Genomic DNA, 20,496 nt, shown 5'->3' on the forward strand with positions numbered 1-20,496 from the left:
CGCGCGAGTGGCGGAATAGGCAGACGCGCTGGCTTCAGGTGCCAGTGCCCGAAAGGGCGTGGGGGTTCAACTCCCCCCTCGCGCACGACAAGGATCAGCCCCTGACCTGGGATCACCAGTCAGGGGCTCACCTATTTCCCGGGGCGAAGTGCTCGCGGGTCACGCCCGGAGGGACCCCCGATGTTCGGACAGCCATCCCACGCCGTCTTCGCCGCCACGAATCGCGTGCTCAGCCGATGACTCGAGAACCGGGGCGTGAGCGGCTCCCCAAGGCCGTATGGATTCTGTCCTCTGTCACATTCCTCACGACTATGGGATACGGGGTCGTGGGCCCGGCCCTCCCGGCGCTGGCTGATCTGTTCCAGATCTCCATCACCGCCGCGAGCATCGCGATCAGCGGGTTCGCCGCCTTCCGCCTGATCGCCAATGTCGGATTCAGCGGCCTGCTCAAACGCTGGCGACTGCGCTCCGTACTCTTCGGCGGTCTCGTCCTGCAGTCGGTGTGCAGTGTGCTCGCGGGCCTCGCGCCTGACGGGACGCTGTTCTTGGTCTTCCGGTCCATCAGCGGCCTGGGCAGTGCTGCGCTGACCGTATCCGCGACGGCACTGCTGCTCGCACTCGTCCCCGCCCATCTACGGGGTCGCGGGATGAGCACCTACTTCGCGGCGAGTTCGCTCGGAGCGATCTCCGGCCCCGCAGTGGGGGGATTCCTCGCCGTCGCCAACCCCCGCCTCCCGCTGATCTTCTACGGAGTCGTCCTGCTCTGTGCCGCAGTGGTCGCGTTCTTCGCCCTTCGCGAGGCGAAAGACGTCCGAACGTCGGACGCTGCAGGCCAGGACGGCATCCCAGTGAAGACGCGGACCGTGGCCGCGACACTTCTGTCCAACCCGGTATTCATCGCCGCCCTGTGCTGCCACTTCGCTGTGGGCTGGGCGCTGTACGGAGTCCGCACGACGACCATTCCCCTCTATCTCGGCGCGCTGGGCTTCGCGACGGCGATCATCGGGGTGCTGCTCACGGTCGGCGCTGTCACACAGGTCATCGGCTCCGCGGCTGCGGGCTCCGCATCCGACCGCTGGGGCCGTGGTCTGCCGCTCATCTCCGGCCTCGTCGCCGGCATGGTGGCCTTCGTCCTGATCGCGCTGACGGGCGAGTTCGCCGTCTTGATCGTCGCATTCATCCTGATGGGCTTGGCCGGAGGTGCTCTCGCGGCTGTGCCGGCAGCGATGCTGGGCGATGTCCCGCTGGGAGGCAGCGGCCTCGGTGTGGCGCTGTACTGGATCGTCTTCGACGTGGCCGCCATCATCGGGCCGCTGGTGAGCGGGGTGATCGCCGACACCGCCGGCTTCCAGCCGGCGCTGGTCACACCCCAGATCCCGTTCGTGCTCGCGATAATCGCCTCCCTCTACGCCCTCCGCTGGCAGTCCAAGCGCGCATCCTGACCGCCGATGGAGCGCGATGACGTGGCCCCGCGATATCGGTAGAGTGAGCGATGTCACGCCATGCGCGTGGCCTATCCGGGGGGATCCGTCGACGCCCGGGCTTCGAGTGTCTTGCTCAGCCCGGGCGTGCGATGGGCCGTGCAACGTTTGTGTCACCTTATTTGCGGAGATTTGCCCGCAGCACATCGTGATTCGGTAGCCTGAGTGGGACTCGACGCAGATGGCTCGGGCACAACAGAACGGCATTACATGAGTACCCAGGGCACGGTCAAGTGGTTCAACGCGGAGAAGGGCTTCGGCTTCATCGCTCCTGATGATGGCGGTGCCGACGTCTTCGCGCACTACACCGCGATCCAGTCGGGCGGTTACCGCTCGCTTGAAGAGAACCAGCGCGTCGAGTTCGAAGTCGCCCAGGGCCCCAAGGGCCTGCAGGCTGAGAACATTCGTCCGGTCTAGTCGACCGATCTCGTGGCGCTCGCGCCACGTTCGTGCGGGGCGAGTTGCGATTCAGTCGCGCTCGCCCCGCACCAGTTCAACCCCTGCGCCGGCGAACTGCCGCAGAGTGGCGTCGGGAAGGAATGCGCGCGTCAGCCCCGCACCGATGCGGGTGAGATCGCTCTCGTCGCGGAACAGCAGGTACATCGTCTCGTAGCGCGGGTGGAACTTCTCCTTGAACCGGTGCAGCGAGCCGAAGCCGTAGACCGGCTCGAGCATGTTCGCGAGCCAGTCCGAAAGACTGGCGATGGCTCCGGCATCCGGCGGATAATCGTGAGCCAGCGGAGCGCCGGACAACGACATCACCTCGGCGCCCTCCTCCGAGAAGAGCTTGGCTGACGAGCCGATCAGGAACTCCATCACCGGGCCGAAGCCGCCGTCGCGGCGGCGCATCAGGTCGAGCGTCCAACCACGCACCTTTCCATGCTCGCCGTATACCGGCAGCCAGGACAGGAATCCCTCGACGTCGCCCGTGGTGGAGACCGCGATCGCCAGACGAACCTCGGGATCCATCGCCTCGTCCAGGGTGCCGAGCGTGAATCCCATCTCGGGAAGACCCTTGTCGCCCACCCACATCTCGGAGATCGCGCGCAGCTGCTGCTGCACTCCCCAGCTCTCGTCGCGCAGGCGGGTCATCCGGAACGTCACCTCTTCGCGGCCGGCGCGATTGATCGAGGTGCGGACGGCCGCCCAGGCCTTTCCGGTGAACTCGAGCCCGGGAAGGTCGACGATCGTGTCGTCGGCCACCACGATGTTGCGCCACGTCGTCGGAACAGCATCCTTCGTCGCTTCGCTCGCGCTGAAGAAGCAGGGGATCAGACCGGCGCCCTCGGCCATCGCGATGAGCTCCGACACCGAGTCGGAGCGCGATGCGGCCGGACCGAGCGGATCGGCGAGCACGATTGCCACCCCTGCTCGCTTCTGGTATGCCACGATCCCGCCGGAGGTGCGTGCATAGCTGTTGCCGCCCCACGTCGTCATCCACGACAGCGTGCCGCCGCCGTGACTGCGCAGCATCTCCTTGACCTCATCGAGCGTCGGCTCGTCGCCGACGCCGATCGTGGCCTTGCGCCGCGCGCGGAAAGCACCCCGCACCCAGATCAGGTAGACGAGCAGCCCGAGCCAGATCGCCGACTGGGCGATCGCCACGCTCGGGTCGCCGACCGAGCTCTCGATGCTCGCGCCGGGGACGAACATCAGCCCGACCAAGACCACGCCGGTCAGAACGTTGAACGAGCCGAGGATGACGCCGAGCACCCATGCCCATCGCCGGCCCCGCCGCAGACCGTTCGCGATGATCAGGATGATCACGGCGTCGATGGCGAGGTCGATCAGCGATCCGTCCCGGGCGTCGGTGTGGCCGAACGGTCCGTCCGTCGGGACGAGGAAGGTGAGCACGTCGATCGCAAGCAAGGCGAGAACGCTGACGAACGCGATCAGCCGCTGCTCGCGCACGGTCGTGCGCTGGAAGCGCAACGACCGGTCGACGAACAGCACCAAGCCGATGGCGAGGGCGTGCTCGAGATCGGACAGCGAGCCCCAGAAGAACAGCGTCACGGCAGAGAATCCGAGCAGGATCGCCCACGCGCGTACCCGCCACGGCGCGTTCAGCAGTCCGGCAGCCGCGGCCAGGCATGCCATTGTTCCGCCGGAGGGGCCGACATCGAGGGCGAGTGCCTCCTGCTGAGCCCACGGCCACGGCAGCAACGCGAACAGCCAGAGGAGCAGCGCGCCGGCGAAGATCGCGAACAGCTGGCCGACGCCGAAGTAGGCGAGCGCGACGCGGGACCCGCGCCGGAACTCGAGATACCCCATGCCGACGAAGCTGCCGATCGTGAAGACGTACACGAGGGGGTGGTTCACGAAGAACGTGCCTGTGATCGGAGTCCACCAGCGGCCCTCGAGGAGCGCGGGCAGACCGTAGGCGACCGGCTCGTACAGCGGGTTGTCCTCGAACGGACTCCACAGCCCCGCGAAAACGACCCCGACCGCCAGGATGACCGCGATCATCGTGAGGGTCGCCGGAATCCTGCCGAAGACGTTCAGCACGGGATGGCGCGGCTCGGTCTCGACGGCGTCGGTCATGGGATCACGATAGCGGCGCGCCCTCGCGCCACGTTGGAGAGGGCACGGCGAAGGGGATCACCGGCCGCCGAGTCGGTCGTAATTCGCGAGTGCCTGCGCGTCTTCGGCATCCCGCATCGCCCGGCGAGCGGCATCGAGTGCCTCCACGGGATCGGGCAGCTGCCGGGCCGAGGCGAGCTCCCGCTGAGCCGACGCCAGCCGCGAGCGAGCGTCGGCGCTCGCTCGCGTGTGCGCGACAGAGGACTCGGCATGCGAAAGCGCGTTGCGGGCCGCGGCCAGCGTGCCGGGCAGCGCGGTGCGTGCGCCGCGGATCCGCTGCTGGGCGGTGCGGGCATCGCCCAGGGCCAGGTCGAGCCGGTCGCGCAGGCGCGCGATGCGGTCGACCGTGCGCGTCGGCCGGCGAGTGGCATCGATCTCGGTTTCGGTCAGTTCGGCATCGATGACACGGAGCTCGGCGCCCAGCCGCGCGGAATCGGCGGGGTCGAGCTGCTCTCGCGTGATGGCGGCCTGTCGCAGCGCGGTGCGCGCGCCGGCGATCTCGCCGGGCACGGCCTGCGCAGCCTGGGTCACGAGCCGGTGCGCCTCCTCCAGCGTGCGCGCCTCCGCCTCGGCGCGGCGCAGCGCGCGCTCGGCGGCGGCCAGGTCGGTCAGGGCGGTGCGTGTCGGGTCGTTCGCGGTCTGGGCGGCGGCGGCGAGCAAACGCTCCGCCTCGGCGGCATGGTCGATCGCGGCGCGTGCGGCCTGCGAGGCATCGGACCACTCGTCCTCGGCGAACTTCGACGACAGCTCGGCGACGAGCGCGGCCGGATCCCCCATTGTCGCGCGCAGCGCTGCCAGGCGTTCGCGGGCGGCAGCGACCTGAGCTGCGGCGGATACGTTCGCCCGCACCCAGTCCGCGTGTTCGGCGCGCGCGGCCGAGATCGTCGCGAGGGCCTCGGTGCTGCGGCGCTCGATGCGGGCTGCGACGCGCCGGATCTCGACCGGGGCGGCATCCGGTTCCGAGATGGCGCGGTACTCCTCGAACGAGTCGTCGCGGACGTGCTGCGCGGTGAGCCGGGCGCGGCGGAGGGATGCCGGCGAGCCGCCGCCGTAGAGCGCGCCTGACAGCCCGACCTCGAGGTCGAGCTCGTCCACCGCGTCATCCAGCCGCACCAGTGCCACCCCGGCCTTGGCGCGGAGCGCGTCTGCCTCGTCGCGGGCGCGCGGAGAGCGCCGCGCGGCGCGGATCGCCCAGGCGATGACCGCGACGGCGATGGCGGCGACGCCGAAGACGACCAGTGCCGGAACCACCCAGGACAGCAACCCGGCGACGACCTCAGCCATCGGCATCCCGGATCAGGAGCAGGTCGCGCAGTTCCTCGACCGTGGCGACCGCGGCCTGCGCGCCGGCGGCCTCGTGCGGCCAGCTGAAGCCCCAGCGCACGAAGATCACCGGCACGTCGGACGCGGCGCCGCCTTCGACGTCGTGGTGCCGGTCGCCGATCAGGACGGGGCGGCTCGTGTCGACGCGAGCCGCCTCGAGCCGGCGCAGAGCCTCAGCCACGATGTCTGCCTTCGCGGCGAGCGTCCGCTCGTCGGAGGTGGCGCCCACGATCGCCGTGAAACAGGGCGAGAGGTCGAAGTGGTCCATGAGGGCATCGACCTGGATCTCGGGCTTCGAACTCGCGGTCGCCTGCGGAATGCCGGCCGCGGCGACCTCCGTGATGAGCTCACCGACGCCGGGGAAGAGCTTCGCGCCGGTGGCGTACCCGTCGGCCTTGCCGAGAGTGCGGTAGAACGAGACGGCCTCGGCGGCCCCGTCGGGCGACATGCCGCCGGCGACCTGGAACGACTCGAACATCGGCGGTCCGATCCAGTGCACGAGCTCGGCGCGCGTGGGCGCCGTCTTGCCGAAATGCTCGAGAGTGATCGTCAGTCGGCGCAGGATGCCGTCGGAGGCATCCACGATAGTGCCGTCCACGTCCCACAACAGGCACGTCCACGGCGATCTGCTCCCCATGGCTCTCACGCTACCCCGCGTCAGAAAAGCCGAGGCGCGCCGGAGTCGACGCCCTTCATGCCGTCGTAGTCCAGCGTCACGCAGCGGATGCCGCGGTCGGCGGCCAGCACGCGCGCCTGGGGCTTGATCTCCTGCGCGGCGAAGACCCCGGTGACCGGGGCGAGGTGAGGATCACGTCCGAGCAGCTCGAGGTAGCGCGTGAGCTGCTCGACGCCGTCGATGTCGCCGCGACGCTTCACCTCGACGGCGATGGTGCCGCCGGCGGCATCGCGCAGCAGCAGATCGACGGGACCGATCGCGGTCGGGAACTCCCGGCGCACGAGGGTGAGTCCGTCACCGATCACGTCGACCTGCTCGGCGAGCAGGCGCTGCAGGTCGGCCTCGACGCCGTCCTTGACCAGCCCCGGATCGAGCCCGAGCTCGTGGGACGTGTCGTGCAGGACTTCGTGGATGCGCACCAGGAGCGCGTCGCCGGTCTTGGCGTGCGTCACCTTCCACATCTGAACGACGCCGTCCTCGGCATCCGCCTCATCGGGCGCCTGCAGGGTGAGCGTGCACGGCGGGCTCATCCAGTTCAGTGGCTTGTAACTCAGCGAGTCGGAGTGCACGAGCACGCTGCCGTCGGCCTTCAGCACCAGGAGTCGCGTCGCAAGGGGAAGGTGCGCGTTGAGCCGACCGGTGTAGTCCGCCGAGCAGCGGGCGATGACGAGGCGCATCCGTCGAGCCTAGTCGGCGACCCGGGTGAGTCACCCGGCGTGCTCGGACTGCCTGTGCGGGTGCCCCGCGCCCACCGTCGAACCGCCGATCGGGCGCGCCGCCGGAGACGCGAGACCCGAGGCGATGATGAGCGCGACCAGGATGTACAGGGTGTTGAGCAGGCCGATGTGCTCGCTGATGAGTCCGAGCAGGGGCGGGCCGGCGAGGAAGGCGATGTAGCCGATCGTCGCCGTAGCGCTCACGCGGGCGGCGGCCTTGGCCGGGTCATCGGCGGCAGCCGACATCCCGAGCGGGAACCCGAGCGAGACGCCGGCGCCCCACAGGGCCGCACCCACGAAGATGAGCGGCACGGTCGGCGCGAGGATGAACAGCAGCAGCCCGACGGTCGCCGTGGCGGCGAGCACGCGCAGGGTCGCGACGCGCCCGAAGCGGTCCACGAGCGGACCGCCGAACACGCGGACCGCCGTCATGCTCACCGAGAAGACCGCGAGTCCGGCAGCGCCCAGCGCCTTGTCGGCGCCGTGGCCCTCGACGATGCCCAGCGCGAGCCAGTCGTTGGCCCCGCCTTCGGCGAACGCCATGCCCAGCAGGATCACGCCGAGCGCATACGTGCGCGGCTCGCGCCAAGCCGACAGGGTGATGTGCAGGCGCTCGCGCAGGGCGAGCTTCGGCGCAGCGGCCGGTGTGTCGAGGTTGAGTTCGCGCGCGGGAACGTTCGCGACGCTCACGCACGCGATCACGACGATGATCACGGCGATGATGCTGAGGTGGGTCACCACCTTCATGCCGATCGCGATCGCCGCGACCCCCAGGCCTGCGCCGATCACGGTGCCGAAGCTGAAGAAGGCGTGGAACAGCGGCAGGATCGTCTTGCCCGACTGCTTCTCGATCGCGGCGCCCTCGACGTTCATCATGACGTCGACCGCGCCGTTGCCGAAGCCCCACAGCAGCAGTCCGAGCGTGACGACCAGGGGTGATTCGAAGACGCTCGCGCCGAAGCCGATGAGCGCGACGCCGATGCCGAACAGGATCATCGCGCCCAGCATCCCGCGTCGCGCGCCGAAGCGGGCGAGCAGGATCGAGCTGACCGACACACCGAGGATCGACGCGATTCCGCCGGCGAGCAGCATGAGGCCGAGCCGGGCGTTGTCGACCCCGACGGCATGCTTGATATCGGGCACGCGCGCCGCCCACGTGGCGATCGACAGGCCGCTGGCCAGAAAGATCGCGAAGACGGCGGTGCGCCACCGCCCCAGCTGGGGTCGGGCGAGCGCGGAATCCATGCGACAAGGGTACGGCCGCGCGCTGAGCGACCTCTCGCGGGAGACGGCGGCATCGATCCGATTCACCTGCTCTTTTCGCGAAGGCAACACCATCGCTGCACGCGCTGACCCGCTCGGCCCGCGCGGCTGAGTCGGATCCCGCCTGGATAGACTGGATCGGACTCCCCCCTCGCCCGAGCCGCAGCCGTGTCCGCACCGGACGAGCATTCCGGCTGACGATCCATGAGGAGGCTGCGCATGCTGATCCTCCTCGGCGCGTTCGCGCTCCTTCCGCTGGTGCTGCCGTGGCTCGTCGCCCGGATCGGCGCGCGCGCGTTCTACGTCGGGGCACTCCTGCCGGGTGCCGCGTTCGTCTACACCGCGATCCAGACCCCTGCGGTCCTCGCCGGGCACATTCCGTTCGAGACGTTCGAGTGGATCCCGTCCCTCGGCATCCAGCTCTCGATGCGGCTCGACACGCTCTCATGGGTCATGGCGCTCATCGTCACCGGCGTGGGCGCACTCGTGATGCTCTACTGCCGCTGGTACTTCCGCGGACATATCGAGGGCGTCGGGCAGTTCTCGGCGGTTCTGCTCGCCTTCTCGGGGGCGATGTACGGACTGGTGGTCACCGACGACCTCGTCGTGCTGGTGATGTTCTGGGAGCTCACCAGCGTGCTGTCTTACCTGCTGATCGGGTTCTACAACCGTCGCGGCGCAAGCCGCCGCGCCGCGCTGCAGGCGCTGCTGGTCACTTCGCTGGGCGGCCTCGTGATGCTGATCGGCGTCGTGCTGCTCGTGGTCGAGACCGGCACCACGAGCATCTCGGGGATCCTCGCGATGGCTCCGACCGGGTCCGTGGTCGATGCCGCGCTCGTGCTGATCCTGGTCGGCGCGCTGAGCAAGTCGGCGATCTTCCCGTTCCACTTCTGGCTCCCCGCGGCGATGGCAGCTCCCACCCCGGTGAGCGCGTACCTGCACGCCGCGGCCATGGTGAAGGCCGGCATCTACCTCATCGCGCTGTTCGCCCCGGTCTTCGCCGGCTCTGCGCTGTGGCGGCCGATCGTGGTCTTGCTCGGCGTGGTGACCATACTCCTGGGCGGCCTGCAGGCACTGCGGGAGTCCGACCTGAAGCGCATCCTCGCATTCGGCACGGTCAGCCAGCTCGGGTTCCTGGCCGTCGTGCTCGGTTACGGCATCCAGGATGCCGCGCTCGCCGGCATCGCCCTGCTGATCAGCCATGCGCTCTTCAAGTCCGCACTGTTCCTGGTCGTCGGAGTCATCGATCGGCAGCTCTCCACGCGCGACATCCGAGAGCTGAGCGGCGTGGGCCGGCAGGCGCCCGTCATGGCGACGTTCACGGCGATCGCGCTCGCCTCGATGGTCGGCTTCGTTCCGACGATCGGCTTCGTCGCGAAGGAGGGGATCATCGCTGCGTTCCTGCACGAAGCGGCCGGCGGAGCCGTATGGGGAATCGTCGCCCTCATCGGGATCGTGCTCGGGTCGATTCTCACGGCCGCCTACGGGATCCGGTTCTTCTGGGGAGCTTTCTGGACCAAGAAGACCGGCGGCGTCGCGATGCCGCGCACGGAGTGGCCGGACCCGCCGATCGGCTTCCTCGGCGCACCGGTGCTGCTGTCGGCACTGACGGTGGTCGCGGGTCTGGCGGCACCCCTGCTCGATGTCGTGATCGCCCCGTACGCGGCTTCGGCTCCGGCATCCAGCCCCGGTGTCGCTGCGCCGGAGCACCCCGCCCACCTCGCGCTGTGGCACGGCCTCGAACCGGCTTTGTGGATCTCGCTCGGCACGATCGCAGCCGGAGTGGCGCTGGGCCTGCTCGTGAACGCGACGGGATGGCAGCGCCGGATGCTGCCCTTCACGGCCGCCGACCTCTACAACGCGACGCTTCGGGGGATCGCACGGCTCTCAGTCATCACCACGAGCCTGACCCAGCGGGGTTCGCTGCCGGTGTACGTCGGCACGATCTTCGTCGTCTTCGTCGCGGCCGAGGGAACGGCGCTGCTCGCCGGATCGGACTGGCAGGCCCAGCTGGATGCCTACCAGACGCCGATGCAGCTCGTCGTCGCACCGATCATGATCGCCGCCGGCCTCGTTGCCGTGCTTGCCCGCAAGCGCTACACCGGAGTCGTGCTCGTGTCGGTCACGGGCCTGGGCATGGTGCTGTTGTTCGCCACCAGCGGAGCCCCCGACCTGGCGCTGACGCAGATCCTCGTCGAGACGGTGACACTCGTTGCCTTCGCCCTGGTTCTGCGACGGATCCCCTCACGGATGGGCGAGCACAACGCGACGGTCCGGCCGATCGCCCGGGCAGTGCTGGCGGCAGCAGTCGGTGTGACCATGGCACTCGTCGCCATGGTGGCCACGGGCGCCCGCTCGGCCGAGCCGATCTCGGAGTCGTTCCCCGACCTGGCCTACCAGCTCGGCCACGGCAAGAACGTGGTCAACGTCGCGCTGGTCGACCTGCGCGGCTGGGACACGATGGGCGAGCTGTCGGTGCTGATCCTGGCTGCGACGGGCGTGGCTTCGCTGGTCTTCGTGACGCACCGCGCCGACACGCTGTCACGGTCGACAGCGCCGCTGCCACCCGCGGCCGCGCGCACCCGGCGCCCGCTGGTCGAGACCGAGCACGGCGTGCGCCCGCGCGCGGAGGCGTCGGGCTCCCAGCGCATGGCGTGGCTGGTCGGCGGCCAGCGAGTGCGCCCCGAGGACCGCTCGATCCTGCTGGAGGTGATCGTGCGGATTCTGTTCCACTCGATCATCATCGTGTCGCTGTACGTGCTCTTCGCCGGCCACAACCTTCCGGGAGGCGGCTTCGCGGGGGGTCTGATCGCCGGCATGGCTCTGGTCATGCGGTATGTCGCGGGCGGCCGCTACGAGCTCGGCGCGGCCGCGCCCACCGACGCCGGGCGACTCCTCGGCGTCGGCATGTCGATCGCAGTCGCGTGCGCGATCGTGCCGCTGCTGTTCGGCGCCCCGCCGCTGACGAGCTTCTTCTTCGAGGCGACACTGCCCGTGATCGGGCACATCGAGTTCGTGACCTCGACGCTGTTCGACATCGGCGTGTACCTCGTCGTGATCGGCCTGTTGCTGGATGTGCTGCGCAGTCTCGGCGCCGAGGTCGACCGGCAGGCACAAGAGCTGCGCGACGCGGCCCCGGTGAGAGGTTCGAACCCTCCGAGCGGCATGAGCGCCTGATGGATGTCTCGCTCGTCCTCATCGTCGTGATGGCGGTCCTTTTCGCCTGCGGCGTGTACGCGATGCTCGAGCGCAGCCTCACCCGGGTGCTGATCGGCTTCCTCCTGCTCGGCAACGCGACGAACCTGCTGCTGCTGATCGTCATGGGCCAGCCCGGCGTCGCGCCGTTCTTCGGCGCCGCAGCCTCCACCGACGAGATGTCGGATCCGCTCCCGCAGGCTCTGACCCTGACCGCGATCGTCATCACATTCGCGATCTCGGCGTTCCTGCTCGCCCTGATCTACCGCTCCTGGCAGCTCGGCCAGGCCGACACCGTCGAGGACGACGTCGAGGACCTCGCACTGCGTGTCCGCGCTGCGACGGCCGAAGACGCGATGCAAGACGCGAGCGGACTCGGCGCCGACGACTCGACGACCGACTTCGTCGGCCTGGACATCTCGCCGATCACGGTGCTGGGCAGCCGCGACTTCGCGGGCATCCGCGACGACGCCCCCACCGACAGGCCGGCCGGTGGCTCCGAAGAGCCGCCGCGCCGCATCCGTCCGCCGGATCCTCCCGAGGGCGGCGCGCCGGCGAACGGGGGATTCGGGGCGGAGCCCCATCGGGACGGCGGTGACGCATGAGCGTGAGCGCCCTGGTCCCCCTGCTGGTCACCCTGCCGCTGCTCGGCGCGGCGATCACCCTCATCGCCGGGCGGCACCGCAGAGCGCAGGTCGCCGTCTCGGTCATGACGCTGACCGTCGTGCTCGCAATCGCGGCCGTGCTGCTGATCGCCGTCGACGCAGGCAACGCCCCGATCGCCGTCTCGGTCGGCAACTGGCCGATCCCGTTCGGCATCGTGCTCTATGTCGACCGGCTGGCCGCGCTGCTGGTGGGGGTCTCGAGCATCGTGCTGCTGGCGGTGCTGCTCTTCTCCGTAGGCCAGGGCGCTGCGGACGGCGACGAGGACACCCCGGTCTCGATTTTCCACCCGTCGTATCTGATCCTCGCGGCCGGCATCTTCGCCGCCTTCATCGCCGGAGACCTGTTCAACCTCTACGTCGGCTTCGAGATCCTGCTCGTCGCCTCCTACGTGCTCATCACCCTGGGCGGCACCGAGTCGCGCATCCGGGCGGGCGTCGTCTACGTCGTGGTCTCGCTCGTGTCGTCGATCCTGTTCCTCGCGGCGATCGCGATCATCTACGGAGCACTCGGCACGGTGAACATGATCCAGATCTCCGAGCGCATGACTCAGCTTCCGCAGCAGACCCAGACAGTGCTGCACGTTCTGCTGCTGCTCGCCTTCAGCATCAAGGCCGCGGTCTTCCCGCTGTCGTTCTGGCTGCCCGACTCCTACCCGACCGCACCCGCGCCGGTGACGGCTGTCTTCGCGGGACTGCTGACCAAGGTCGGCGTGTACGCGATGATCCGCACCGAGACGCTGATCTTCCGCGAGAACGACCTGAACTTCGCTCTGCTGGTCGTGGCGCTCGCGACGATGATCGTCGGCGTGCTCGGCGCGCTGGCGCAGGCGGAACTGAAACGCATCCTGTCGTTCACGCTGGTCAGCCACGTGGGGTACATGGTATTCGGGCTCGCGATCGCCACGCCTGCGGCGATCGGCGCGACGATCTACTACATGGTCCACCACATCGTCGTGCAGACGACGCTGTTCCTCGCCGTGGGACTCATCGAGCGCAAAGCCGGCAGCACGTCGATCCTCCGTGTGAAAGGACTCATGCGCGCCGCCCCGGTCATCGCGGTGCTGTACTTCATCCCCGCGATCAACCTCGGCGGTCTCCCGCCCTTCTCGGGCTTCATCGGCAAGTACGCGCTGTTCGACGCGGCCGCCGAAGTCGGCACGCCGATCATGATGGTGCTCATCGTCGGCGGCATCGTCACCTCGCTCCTCACGCTGTACGCGCTGATGCGCGCCTGGAACCTCGCCTTCTGGCGTGAGGATGAGGACTCGGCCGAGACCGAGGCGCGCATCTCATACCTCGGCGCGGCACCGGCCGCGGCAGTCGAGACCGAGCGCCGCGTCATCCCGCGCATCATGACTGCAGCGACTGCGGGCATGGTCGCCGTGACGATCGGCCTGACGGTGTTCGCCGGACCGCTCTATGAGGTGTGCACGCGCATCGGCGCGAGCCTGCTCGAGCCGGTGAGCATCTCGCAGCTGCAGGATGAGGCCGGACGATGACCGCGCCGATCCACCACACCTCCCGGCCCCCTCACGCATCGGCAATGCACAGCGCCGGGCACTCGGCAGGTGACCCGGGCCGGGGCAACGGGCCGCCCGAGGGAACAGGCAAACGCAGCGTGCTCCAGCAGATCTGGCGGCAGCTGCCGTTCTTCGTCTGGCTGATCGCCCTGTGGATGCTGCTCTGGGGCCAGTTCACCGTGCTGGCGTTCCTCACCGGACTGATCGCCGCAGTGGCTGTCACCCGCGTGTTCCGTCTGCCCCCCGTCGAGTTCTCCGGCCGCGTGAACCTCTGGTACGGCCTGGTCTTCGTGCTCACCTTCCTCGGCGCCGTTGTGCGCGGGTCGCTCACGGTCGCCTGGCAGGTGCTGGACTTCCGCCGCCAGCCGGGGGCGGCGATCATCGCCGTGCGGCTGCGAATCGACGACGACCTGATCATGACGCACACCGCGGTGACGGCATCCCTCATTCCGGGCTCCCTCATCGTCGACGCCGACCGCGACCGGCGCATCCTCTACCTGCACGTCATCGGGGTGCGAGACGAGGTCGATGTCGAGGCCCAGCGCGAGAGCGTTCTGGGCTGGGAGCGCAGAATCGTGCGGGCCGTCGGCTCGCGCGCGCAGCTGGCTCAGGTCAGCCCCGACGTACCGCCCGCCGAGGCGCGAGGAGGCACCGCGTGAACATCCTGCTCCTCGCGATCTACATCGTGTTCGGCATCGCCGGGCTCCTCACGCTGTGGCGGATCGTCGTCGGCCCGTCGATACTCGACCGCGCCGCAGCCTCCGACGTGCTGCTCACCCTGGTGATGTGCGTGCTCGGCGCCGAGATGGCGATCAACCAGCACACCCGCACCCTGCCGGTGCTGCTCGTCATCGCGGCCGTCAGCGTCTTCGGCTCGATCTCCATCGCGCGGTTCGTCGCAAGGAAGGACGATGTCGGCCGATGATCGACCTGGATGCCGCCCTCGACGGGACTGCCCTCGTGCTGATCCTGCTCGGCGCACTGCTGTGCCTCACCGCCGCGATCGGCCTGTTGCGCTTCCGCGATGTGCCGGCCCGCCTGCACGCGGCCACCAAACCGCAGGTGCTCGGGCTGATCCTCATCTGCCTGGCGATCGCGCTGTCGCTGCGGTCGTGGCCCGTCGTCGCGTTCCTCGTGCCGGTCGTGCTGATGCAGCTCGCGACCGCGCCGCTGTCGGCGCACGTGGTGGGCCGACAGGCTTACCGCAACGGCACGATCGACGAGCGGTCGCTGTTCGTGGACGAGCTCGCCGAGTCGAAGCAGACTCCGCCGGCGGCCGGCGGCTGACCGTTCAGTCGGCGCCGAAGTCGAACGACGCCGACTCGGATGCCTCGTCTACGGCGTCGGCGAGCTGCTCGCGCTCGGCCGAGTAGCGCAAGGCGTGCTCGGTGATCTCGTCGGCTTCGCCGGAGGTGATGCGACCGACCAGCGCCCCGGTCGCCCCGCCGATGAGGCCGAGTCCCGCATACTGCTCCAGGCGAGAGCGCGAGTCGGCGATGTCGAGGTTGCGCATCGTCAGCTGGCCGATGCGGTCGGTCGGGCCGAAGGCGGCGTCGCCGACGCGTTCCATCGACAGCTTGTCCGGGCCGTAGGAGAGGTTCGGGCTGGTCGTGTCGAGGATCGTGTAGTCCTCTCCCCGGCGCAGACGCAGGGTGACGGTGCCGTTGATCGTCGAGCCGACCCACTTCTGGATCGACTCGCGCAGCATCAGCGACTGCGGCTCGAGCCAGCGACCCTCGTACATCAGCCGCCCGAGGCGGCGGCCCTGCTCGTGATAGGTGGCGAGGGTGTCTTCGTTCAGGATGCCGTTCACGAGGCGTTCGTAGGCGATGAACAGCAGCGCCATCGCCGGGGCCTCGTAGATGCCGCGGCTCTTGGCCTCGATGATGCGGTTCTCGATCTGGTCGCTCATGCCCAGGCCGTGGCGACCGCCGATGCGGTTCGCCTCGTGGACGAGCTGTACCGGGTCGGGGTACTCGACGCCGTTGAGCGCGACCGGCCGGCCGAGCTCGAACGTGATCGCGACATCCTCGGTGGCGATCTCGACGTCGGGATCCCAGAATCTGACGCCCATGATCGGCTCGACGGTCTCGAGCGAGACGTTCAGGTGCTCGAGCGTCTTCGCCTCGTGGGTCGCCCCCCAGATGTTCGCGTCGGTCGAGTACGCCTTCTCGGCGCTGTCGCGGTACGGGAAGCCGTGCTCGACCAGCCACGCCGACATCTCGGAGCGGCCGCCCAGTTCGGTGACGAAGTCGGCGTCGAGCCAGGGCTTGTAGATGCGCAGCCGCGGATTGGCCAGCAGCCCGTAGCGGTAGAACCGCTCGATGTCATTGCCCTTGTACGTGGAACCGTCGCCCCAGATCTCGACGCCGTCGTCCTTCATGGCGCGTACGAGCATCGTGCCGGTGACCGCACGCCCGAGCGGCGTGGTGTTGAAGTAGGTCTTGCCGCCGGAGCGGATGTGGAATGCGCCGCACGCGAGGGCGCCGAGGCCCTCCTCGACGAGCGCGGTCTTGCAGTCGATCAGCCGCGAGATCTCGGCGCCGTACTCGAGAGCGCGACCGGGGATCGCGTCGATGTCGTCTTCGTCGGGCTGCCCCAGATCACCGGTGTACGTGCACGGGATGGCGCCCTTGTCACGCATCCAGGCCACTGCGACGGAGGTGTCCAGGCCCCCGGAGAAGGCGATGCCGACCCGTTCGCCGACGGGGAGGGACTGCAGGACTTTCGACATCCCTCGAGTCTACTGAGGAGGTGCTGCCGGGCCCGCAGAGGCGAGATGAAGCGGATGCCGGAAGTCGGCACCGATCGCAGGTGGTCTCGCATCGCGGCTGATCCCAGCCTCGATAGACTGCGGTGTAACCGTCCGCCAACGGGGGAGTAGCTCATGCCAGCGATCGTGATCGTCGGAGTTCAATGGGGAGACGAGGGCAAGGGCAAGGCGACAGATCTTCTCGGTGATCGCACCGACGTCGTCGTCAAGTTCAACGGCGGCAACAACGCCGGCCACACCGTCGTGATCGGCGACGAGAAGTACGCGCTGCACCTGCTGCCCTCCGGCATCCTGTCTCCGGGCGTCACCCCCGTCATCGGCAACGGCGTCGTCGTCGACCTCGAAGTGCTCTTCGCCGAGCTCGAGGCGCTCAACTCCCGGGGCCTGGATACGAGCCGGCTCAAGATCAGCGCGAACGCGCATGTGATCACGCAGTACCACCGCACGCTCGACAAGGTGACCGAGCGCTTCCTCGGCAAGCGGATGATCGGCACGACCGGCCGCGGCATCGGTCCGGCGTACGCGGACAAGATCAACCGGGTCGGCATCCGGATGCAGGACATCTTCGACGAGAACATCCTGCGTCAGAAGGTCGAGGGGGCGCTCGACCAGAAGAACCACCTGCTCGTGAAGGTCTTCAACCGACGCGCGATCGCGGTCGATGAGATCGTGGACGACCTGCTCTCGTACGCCGACCGTCTGCGCAGCATGGTGTGCGACACGTCGCTGCTGTTGAATGACGCGCTGGATGCCGGAGAGGTCGTCGTCTTCGAGGGCGGCCAGGCGACGATGCTCGACATCGACCACGGCACCTACCCGTTCGTGACGTCGTCGTCGGCGACCGCGGGCGGTGCCGCGACCGGCGCGGGCGTCGGGCCGAACCGGCTCGATCGCATCGTCGGCATCGTCAAGGCGTACACGACGCGCGTCGGGTCGGGACCGTTCCCGACCGAGCTGTTCGACGAGCAGGGCGAATGGCTGCGCTCGCGCGGCTTCGAATTCGGCACCACGACCGGGCGTCCGCGCCGCGTCGGGTGGTACGACGCACCGATCACGCGATACGCGACCCGGATCAACGGCATCACCGACCTGGTGCTCACCAAGCTCGACATCCTCACCGGGCTCCACGAAATCCCGGTGTGCGTCGCGTACGACGTCGAGGGCACGCGGTTCGACGAAGTGCCCGTCAACCAGTCCGACTTCCACCACGCGGCGCCCATCCTGGAGTTCTTCCCCGGCTGGAAGGACGACATCTCGGGTGCGCGTACGTTCGAGGATCTTCCGCGCGCCGCGCAGGACTACGTGCTCGCCCTTGAACGCATGAGCGGAACCCGCATCTCGGTGATCGGCGTCGGTGCGTCGCGCGACGCGGTCATCGTGCGCCACGGCCTCGTCGACTGATGCGCTTGTGGACGGGCGGCTACACGGCGCGCTCGAATGGCAACGCGACCGGCATCGGCATCCTCACGGCGGGAGCCGCCGATGAGATTCTTGCCGGTGGTCAGCTCCGCTTCAGAGGCAACGCGGTGGCCGCCGAGGCCTCACCCTCCTGGCTGAGCGCACATCCCACACTCGATGTGGTCTATGCCGCGCTCGAGGACGCCGGGACCGTGCGTGCATACCGTCGCACCGGTGACGCGACGTTCGAGCCGTTCGGCGGTCCGGTCGAGGCGGGTGAGGCCGTCTGCCACCTGGCCGTCGCCCCGGACGGCGGCTCGCTGGTGGCCAGCTGCTGGGGCGACGGACATGTCGTGCGGATGTCCCTGGATGCTGCGGGCCGGCCGTCGGCGCCGGTCCTCGGTGTCGCGGCCGCGGACCCCTACGGTCCTGATGCCGCACCCGCCGAGTTCAGCGGTGCCCTCGATCTGTCCGGCGGTGTCGACCCGCACCGGGGTGGCGATCTGACCAGCGGCGTCGACCTGAGCCGCGGTGTCGATCTCGCCGACGCGGCCCGGGCGCTGCGGGCCGCCACCGGCGACGAGTACCGGGATCTCGTGCCGGACTACGACGTCGAATCGGCTGCACCCGAGCCGGCCGATGTCGTCGAGGACGCGGTGCCTCGTGCCTCGCGTGCGCATCAGGCCGTCTTCCTGCCCGCCGGACTGGTCGCGACAACCGACATGGGCTGGGATCTCGTGCGCTTCTGGCGTCCCGCCGAATCGGGCCTTCGCGCCGTGCAGCAGGTGGTGCTGCCTCGGGGCAGCGGACCCCGGCACATGGTGTGGCATCCGAGTGGACACCTCTACGTCGTGACCGAGCTCAGCCGCGAGATCTTCGCGCTCGCGCCCGACGTGACCGGGCGCTGGCGCATCGTGACCGGCACATCGCTCGGGGCGGGCATGCTCGATGACGACGCCGCCGCCGAGATCGCGGCATCCCGCGATGGTGAATTCCTCTACGCGGGCGTGCGCGGGAGCAACACGATCGCCACCGTGCGCGTGCGCGGTGCGGGCGATGCGCTCGCCCCGATCGCACTCGTGGATGCCGCCGTCGACTGGCCGCGACACCACGTCGTGGTGCGCGACACGCTGCTGGTTGCGGGACAGCGCTCCGACCAGGTCGCCTCGCTCACGCTCGATCTGCGCACCGGTGTACCGGGCCGCGTGCGCCATCGGGTCGAGACGCCGACGCCCACCTGCCTGCTGGTGGCGAAGCAGGCCTAGATCTTGGCGTCCTGCCTGGGTATGAAGACCTGCTTGATGATCAGCAGGATCGACGCCGTCACGGGAACGGCGACGAGCGCCCCGATCAGTCCGAGCAGCGTCCCGCCGATCAGGGCTCCGATGACCACGAGCGAGCCGGGGATGGAGATGGCCTTCGACATGACCCTCGGGGTGATCACATACGCCTCGATCTGGATGTAGATCAGGTAGGAGATGCCGAAGATCAGCGCCGCCAACGGGCTCGTGAACAAGGCCAGGACCGTCGCGAAGATCCAGTACAGCACCGGGCCGACGAGCGGGATGATCGTGATCGAGAAGGCGAGCACGCCCATCAGCAGCGGGTAGGGCAGTCCGAGGATCAGGTGAAGCAGGAACGCCACGACGGAGTTGAAGAACGCCAGGATGACCATGCCCATCAGGTAGCCGCCGACCGACTCGGTGATCTGGTTGGTCATGTCGCGCACCTTCGGCCGGTTGCGGGCCGGTGCGAACTGCATCATCGACTCCTTGATCGCTGGAAGCGATGCGACGAAGTAGAGCGTCAGCACGACGACGATGAGCCCGCCCGAGATCGCGGTGGCGATGTCGGCGCCGATCTTCAGGAGCCCCCCCGAGATCGCGGCGATGTTCGCGGGGTTCGTGACGAACGACTGCAGATCGTTGACCAGGGTGTTCAGGCCCGGGCCGAATATGCCCTCGAGCCACTTGTACGTGTCGGTCGTCTCGAAATTGGCGATCGTGGCGGGGATGCCGGTGATGAACGCACCGATCTGCTCGATGAGAGTCGGAACCACGAGCCAGAGGAGCCCGACGCCGATGACCCCGAGGATCAGGAACACGATGGCTATCGCCCACCCGCGCTTGACGTTGTGGCTTTCGAACCACTTCAGCACCGGGTCCAGGCCCAGCGAGGCGAACATCGCGAGGGCGATGTACACGATGACCGTGGCGATGTTGGTCAGCGCGATGCCGAGCAGGATCGCGACCAGGCCACCCAGGGTGAGCAGCAGCCCGGCGGTGAACGGGCTGTCGAGATGAGCCCAGAATGGCCGACCACCGCGGTCACTCGACACCGTCGCGTCGGCGATGACGGCACCGGCATCCGGCGTTGCGACGTCGGTCCCCGTTGCGGGACTCGCCGCGAACGGCTCGGGTGAGGGTGTGCCATCGGTCATGGCTCACACTCTAGAGCCCAGCCCGTCTCACCGCCCTCACTCCTCGGGGATGAAAGCGCTGCGCCGCTCGGCGCCTCCACGTCCGGCCCGGTATCGTCGGGGAGCGAGGAGGAACTCCATGACCGATTCCACGTCTGTGCCGAACACCGACGACGCCGAGGCGCTCGAGACCCTTCACCGCCTTCGCGGCAGCATCGACAACATCGACGCCGCGCTGATGTACATCCTCGCCGAGCGGTTCCGTGCGACGAAGCAGGTCGGCAGGCTCAAGGCCGAGCACGGAATGCCGGCATCCGATCCTGCCCGCGAGGAGCAGCAGCTCGCACGCCTTCGCACGCTCGCGATCGATGCTGATCTGGACCCCGAGTTCGCGCAGAAGTGGTTCACGTTCGTGGTCGCCGAGGTCATCCGCCACCACGTCGAAGCGGCCGAGGACCGCTGAGCGCCCACCGGCGAGGAGCACCGA

General features: G+C 68.8%; 18 protein-coding genes and 1 tRNA gene. 12 read left to right on the top strand and 7 right to left on the bottom strand.

Annotated elements, in window-relative coordinates:
- The first annotated feature begins 1 nt into the window (after window position 1).
- The 3 genes from QZV84_RS05370 to QZV84_RS05380 all read left to right on the top strand — a co-directional run bounded on the left by QZV84_RS05370 (window position 2) and on the right by QZV84_RS05380 (window position 1,898).
- Window positions 2-85 (top strand) — tRNA-Leu (locus tag QZV84_RS05370).
- 151 nt (window positions 86-236) lie between these two features.
- The gene (locus QZV84_RS05375) at window positions 237-1,442 is read left to right on the top strand and encodes an MFS transporter (RefSeq protein ID WP_292826457.1); all 1,206 of its coding nucleotides are present in this window, start codon (window positions 237-239) and stop codon (window positions 1,440-1,442) included.
- A 249-nt stretch (window positions 1,443-1,691) separates the two neighbouring features.
- On the top strand, window positions 1,692-1,898 hold the full coding sequence (locus QZV84_RS05380; protein WP_091485579.1) for a cold-shock protein: 207 nt from the start codon (window positions 1,692-1,694) through the stop codon (window positions 1,896-1,898).
- 51 nt (window positions 1,899-1,949) lie between these two features.
- Here QZV84_RS05380 and QZV84_RS05385 read toward each other — a convergent pair whose 3' ends face one another.
- From QZV84_RS05385 to QZV84_RS05405, 5 genes are read right to left on the bottom strand one after another with little or no spacing between them, the layout of a single operon-like run.
- A complete protein-coding gene (locus QZV84_RS05385) occupies window positions 1,950-4,022 on the bottom strand; it encodes a DUF2156 domain-containing protein (protein WP_292826466.1) in 2,073 nt (690 codons plus the stop codon).
- A gap of 57 nt (window positions 4,023-4,079) precedes the next feature.
- Complete coding sequence (locus QZV84_RS05390) at window positions 4,080-5,345, bottom strand: hypothetical protein (protein WP_292826469.1); 1,266 nt, start codon at window positions 5,343-5,345, stop codon at window positions 4,080-4,082.
- Window positions 5,338-6,021 (bottom strand): HAD hydrolase-like protein, encoded by a 684-nt coding sequence (locus QZV84_RS05395; protein ID WP_292826471.1) that lies wholly within the window; start codon window positions 6,019-6,021, stop codon window positions 5,338-5,340. Before QZV84_RS05395 ends, QZV84_RS05390 begins: the two co-directional genes overlap by 8 nt.
- 20 nt (window positions 6,022-6,041) lie before the next feature.
- A complete protein-coding gene (gene nucS, locus QZV84_RS05400) occupies window positions 6,042-6,737 on the bottom strand; it encodes an endonuclease NucS (protein ID WP_292826474.1) in 696 nt (231 codons plus the stop codon).
- Window positions 6,738-6,767: 30 nt separating this feature from the next.
- Window positions 6,768-8,021 carry an MFS transporter gene (locus tag QZV84_RS05405; RefSeq protein ID WP_292826477.1) on the bottom strand — a complete coding sequence of 418 codons (1,254 nt, stop codon included), beginning with the start codon at window positions 8,019-8,021 and terminating at the stop codon, window positions 6,768-6,770.
- A 237-nt stretch (window positions 8,022-8,258) separates the two neighbouring features.
- Here QZV84_RS05405 and QZV84_RS05410 point away from each other — a divergent pair, with 237 nt between their 5' ends.
- The 6 genes from QZV84_RS05410 to mnhG all read left to right on the top strand — a co-directional run bounded on the left by QZV84_RS05410 (window position 8,259) and on the right by mnhG (window position 14,706).
- Window positions 8,259-11,216: a Na+/H+ antiporter subunit A gene (locus QZV84_RS05410; protein WP_292826480.1), complete on the top strand. Its 2,958-nt coding sequence runs from the start codon at window positions 8,259-8,261 to the stop codon at window positions 11,214-11,216.
- Window positions 11,216-11,839, top strand: coding sequence for a Na(+)/H(+) antiporter subunit C (locus QZV84_RS05415; RefSeq protein ID WP_292826483.1), 624 nt, complete (start codon window positions 11,216-11,218; stop codon window positions 11,837-11,839). Before QZV84_RS05410 ends, QZV84_RS05415 begins: the two co-directional genes overlap by 1 nt.
- Window positions 11,836-13,398 (top strand): Na+/H+ antiporter subunit D, encoded by a 1,563-nt coding sequence (locus QZV84_RS05420; RefSeq protein WP_292826486.1) that lies wholly within the window; start codon window positions 11,836-11,838, stop codon window positions 13,396-13,398. The genes QZV84_RS05415 and QZV84_RS05420 overlap by 4 nt, the downstream gene beginning before the upstream one ends.
- 119 nt (window positions 13,399-13,517) lie before the next feature.
- A complete protein-coding gene (locus tag QZV84_RS05425; RefSeq protein ID WP_292826489.1) occupies window positions 13,518-14,078 on the top strand; it encodes a Na+/H+ antiporter subunit E in 561 nt (186 codons plus the stop codon).
- Window positions 14,075-14,344 (top strand): monovalent cation/H+ antiporter complex subunit F, encoded by a 270-nt coding sequence (locus tag QZV84_RS05430; protein ID WP_292826492.1) that lies wholly within the window; start codon window positions 14,075-14,077, stop codon window positions 14,342-14,344. Before QZV84_RS05425 ends, QZV84_RS05430 begins: the two co-directional genes overlap by 4 nt.
- On the top strand, window positions 14,341-14,706 hold the full coding sequence (gene mnhG, locus QZV84_RS05435; RefSeq protein WP_292826495.1) for a monovalent cation/H(+) antiporter subunit G: 366 nt from the start codon (window positions 14,341-14,343) through the stop codon (window positions 14,704-14,706). The genes QZV84_RS05430 and mnhG overlap by 4 nt, the downstream gene beginning before the upstream one ends.
- 4 nt (window positions 14,707-14,710) lie before the next feature.
- On the opposite strand, the gene argG is transcribed toward mnhG, so the two are convergent.
- Complete coding sequence (gene argG, locus QZV84_RS05440) at window positions 14,711-16,153, bottom strand: argininosuccinate synthase (protein ID WP_292826498.1); 1,443 nt, start codon at window positions 16,151-16,153, stop codon at window positions 14,711-14,713.
- Between the two features lie 153 nt (window positions 16,154-16,306).
- Here argG and QZV84_RS05445 point away from each other — a divergent pair, with 153 nt between their 5' ends.
- Window positions 16,307-17,593: an adenylosuccinate synthase gene (locus tag QZV84_RS05445; RefSeq protein ID WP_292826501.1), complete on the top strand. Its 1,287-nt coding sequence runs from the start codon at window positions 16,307-16,309 to the stop codon at window positions 17,591-17,593.
- Window positions 17,593-18,855: a beta-propeller fold lactonase family protein gene (locus tag QZV84_RS05450; RefSeq protein ID WP_292826504.1), complete on the top strand. Its 1,263-nt coding sequence runs from the start codon at window positions 17,593-17,595 to the stop codon at window positions 18,853-18,855. Before QZV84_RS05445 ends, QZV84_RS05450 begins: the two co-directional genes overlap by 1 nt.
- On the opposite strand, the gene QZV84_RS05455 is transcribed toward QZV84_RS05450, so the two are convergent.
- Entirely contained in the window at window positions 18,852-20,030 is a 1,179-nt protein-coding gene (locus QZV84_RS05455; RefSeq protein ID WP_292826507.1) for an AI-2E family transporter, read from the bottom strand. The two genes, QZV84_RS05450 and QZV84_RS05455, sit on opposite strands and share 4 nt — an antisense overlap.
- A gap of 118 nt (window positions 20,031-20,148) precedes the next feature.
- Between QZV84_RS05455 and QZV84_RS05460 the strand changes: the two genes are divergently transcribed.
- Window positions 20,149-20,472: a chorismate mutase gene (locus QZV84_RS05460; protein ID WP_292826510.1), complete on the top strand. Its 324-nt coding sequence runs from the start codon at window positions 20,149-20,151 to the stop codon at window positions 20,470-20,472.
- Window positions 20,473-20,496: the final 24 nt, after the last annotated feature.

It is taken from the genome of Microbacterium sp. (assembly GCF_011620715.1).
Classification (GTDB): domain Bacteria; phylum Actinomycetota; class Actinomycetes; order Actinomycetales; family Microbacteriaceae; genus Microbacterium.

Bases quoted from the DNA above. Each gene is read 5' to 3' on its own strand.
- QZV84_RS05375 (WP_292826457.1), top strand. From the start codon at position 237: ATGACTCGAGAACCGGGGCGTGAGCGGCTCCCCAAGGCCGTATGGATT.
- QZV84_RS05380 (WP_091485579.1), top strand. From the start codon at position 1,692: ATGAGTACCCAGGGCACGGTCAAGTGGTTCAACGCGGAGAAGGGCTTC.
- QZV84_RS05385 (WP_292826466.1), bottom strand. From the start codon at position 4,022: ATGACCGACGCCGTCGAGACCGAGCCGCGCCATCCCGTGCTGAACGTC.
- QZV84_RS05390 (WP_292826469.1), bottom strand. From the start codon at position 5,345: ATGGCTGAGGTCGTCGCCGGGTTGCTGTCCTGGGTGGTTCCGGCACTG.
- QZV84_RS05395 (WP_292826471.1), bottom strand. From the start codon at position 6,021: ATGGGGAGCAGATCGCCGTGGACGTGCCTGTTGTGGGACGTGGACGGC.
- nucS (WP_292826474.1), bottom strand. From the start codon at position 6,737: ATGCGCCTCGTCATCGCCCGCTGCTCGGCGGACTACACCGGTCGGCTC.
- QZV84_RS05405 (WP_292826477.1), bottom strand. From the start codon at position 8,021: ATGGATTCCGCGCTCGCCCGACCCCAGCTGGGGCGGTGGCGCACCGCC.
- QZV84_RS05410 (WP_292826480.1), top strand. From the start codon at position 8,259: ATGCTGATCCTCCTCGGCGCGTTCGCGCTCCTTCCGCTGGTGCTGCCG.
- QZV84_RS05415 (WP_292826483.1), top strand. From the start codon at position 11,216: ATGGATGTCTCGCTCGTCCTCATCGTCGTGATGGCGGTCCTTTTCGCC.
- QZV84_RS05420 (WP_292826486.1), top strand. From the start codon at position 11,836: ATGAGCGTGAGCGCCCTGGTCCCCCTGCTGGTCACCCTGCCGCTGCTC.
- mnhG (WP_292826495.1), top strand. From the start codon at position 14,341: ATGATCGACCTGGATGCCGCCCTCGACGGGACTGCCCTCGTGCTGATC.
- argG (WP_292826498.1), bottom strand. From the start codon at position 16,153: ATGTCGAAAGTCCTGCAGTCCCTCCCCGTCGGCGAACGGGTCGGCATC.
- QZV84_RS05445 (WP_292826501.1), top strand. From the start codon at position 16,307: ATGCCAGCGATCGTGATCGTCGGAGTTCAATGGGGAGACGAGGGCAAG.
- QZV84_RS05450 (WP_292826504.1), top strand. From the start codon at position 17,593: ATGCGCTTGTGGACGGGCGGCTACACGGCGCGCTCGAATGGCAACGCG.
- QZV84_RS05455 (WP_292826507.1), bottom strand. From the start codon at position 20,030: ATGACCGATGGCACACCCTCACCCGAGCCGTTCGCGGCGAGTCCCGCA.
- QZV84_RS05460 (WP_292826510.1), top strand. From the start codon at position 20,149: ATGACCGATTCCACGTCTGTGCCGAACACCGACGACGCCGAGGCGCTC.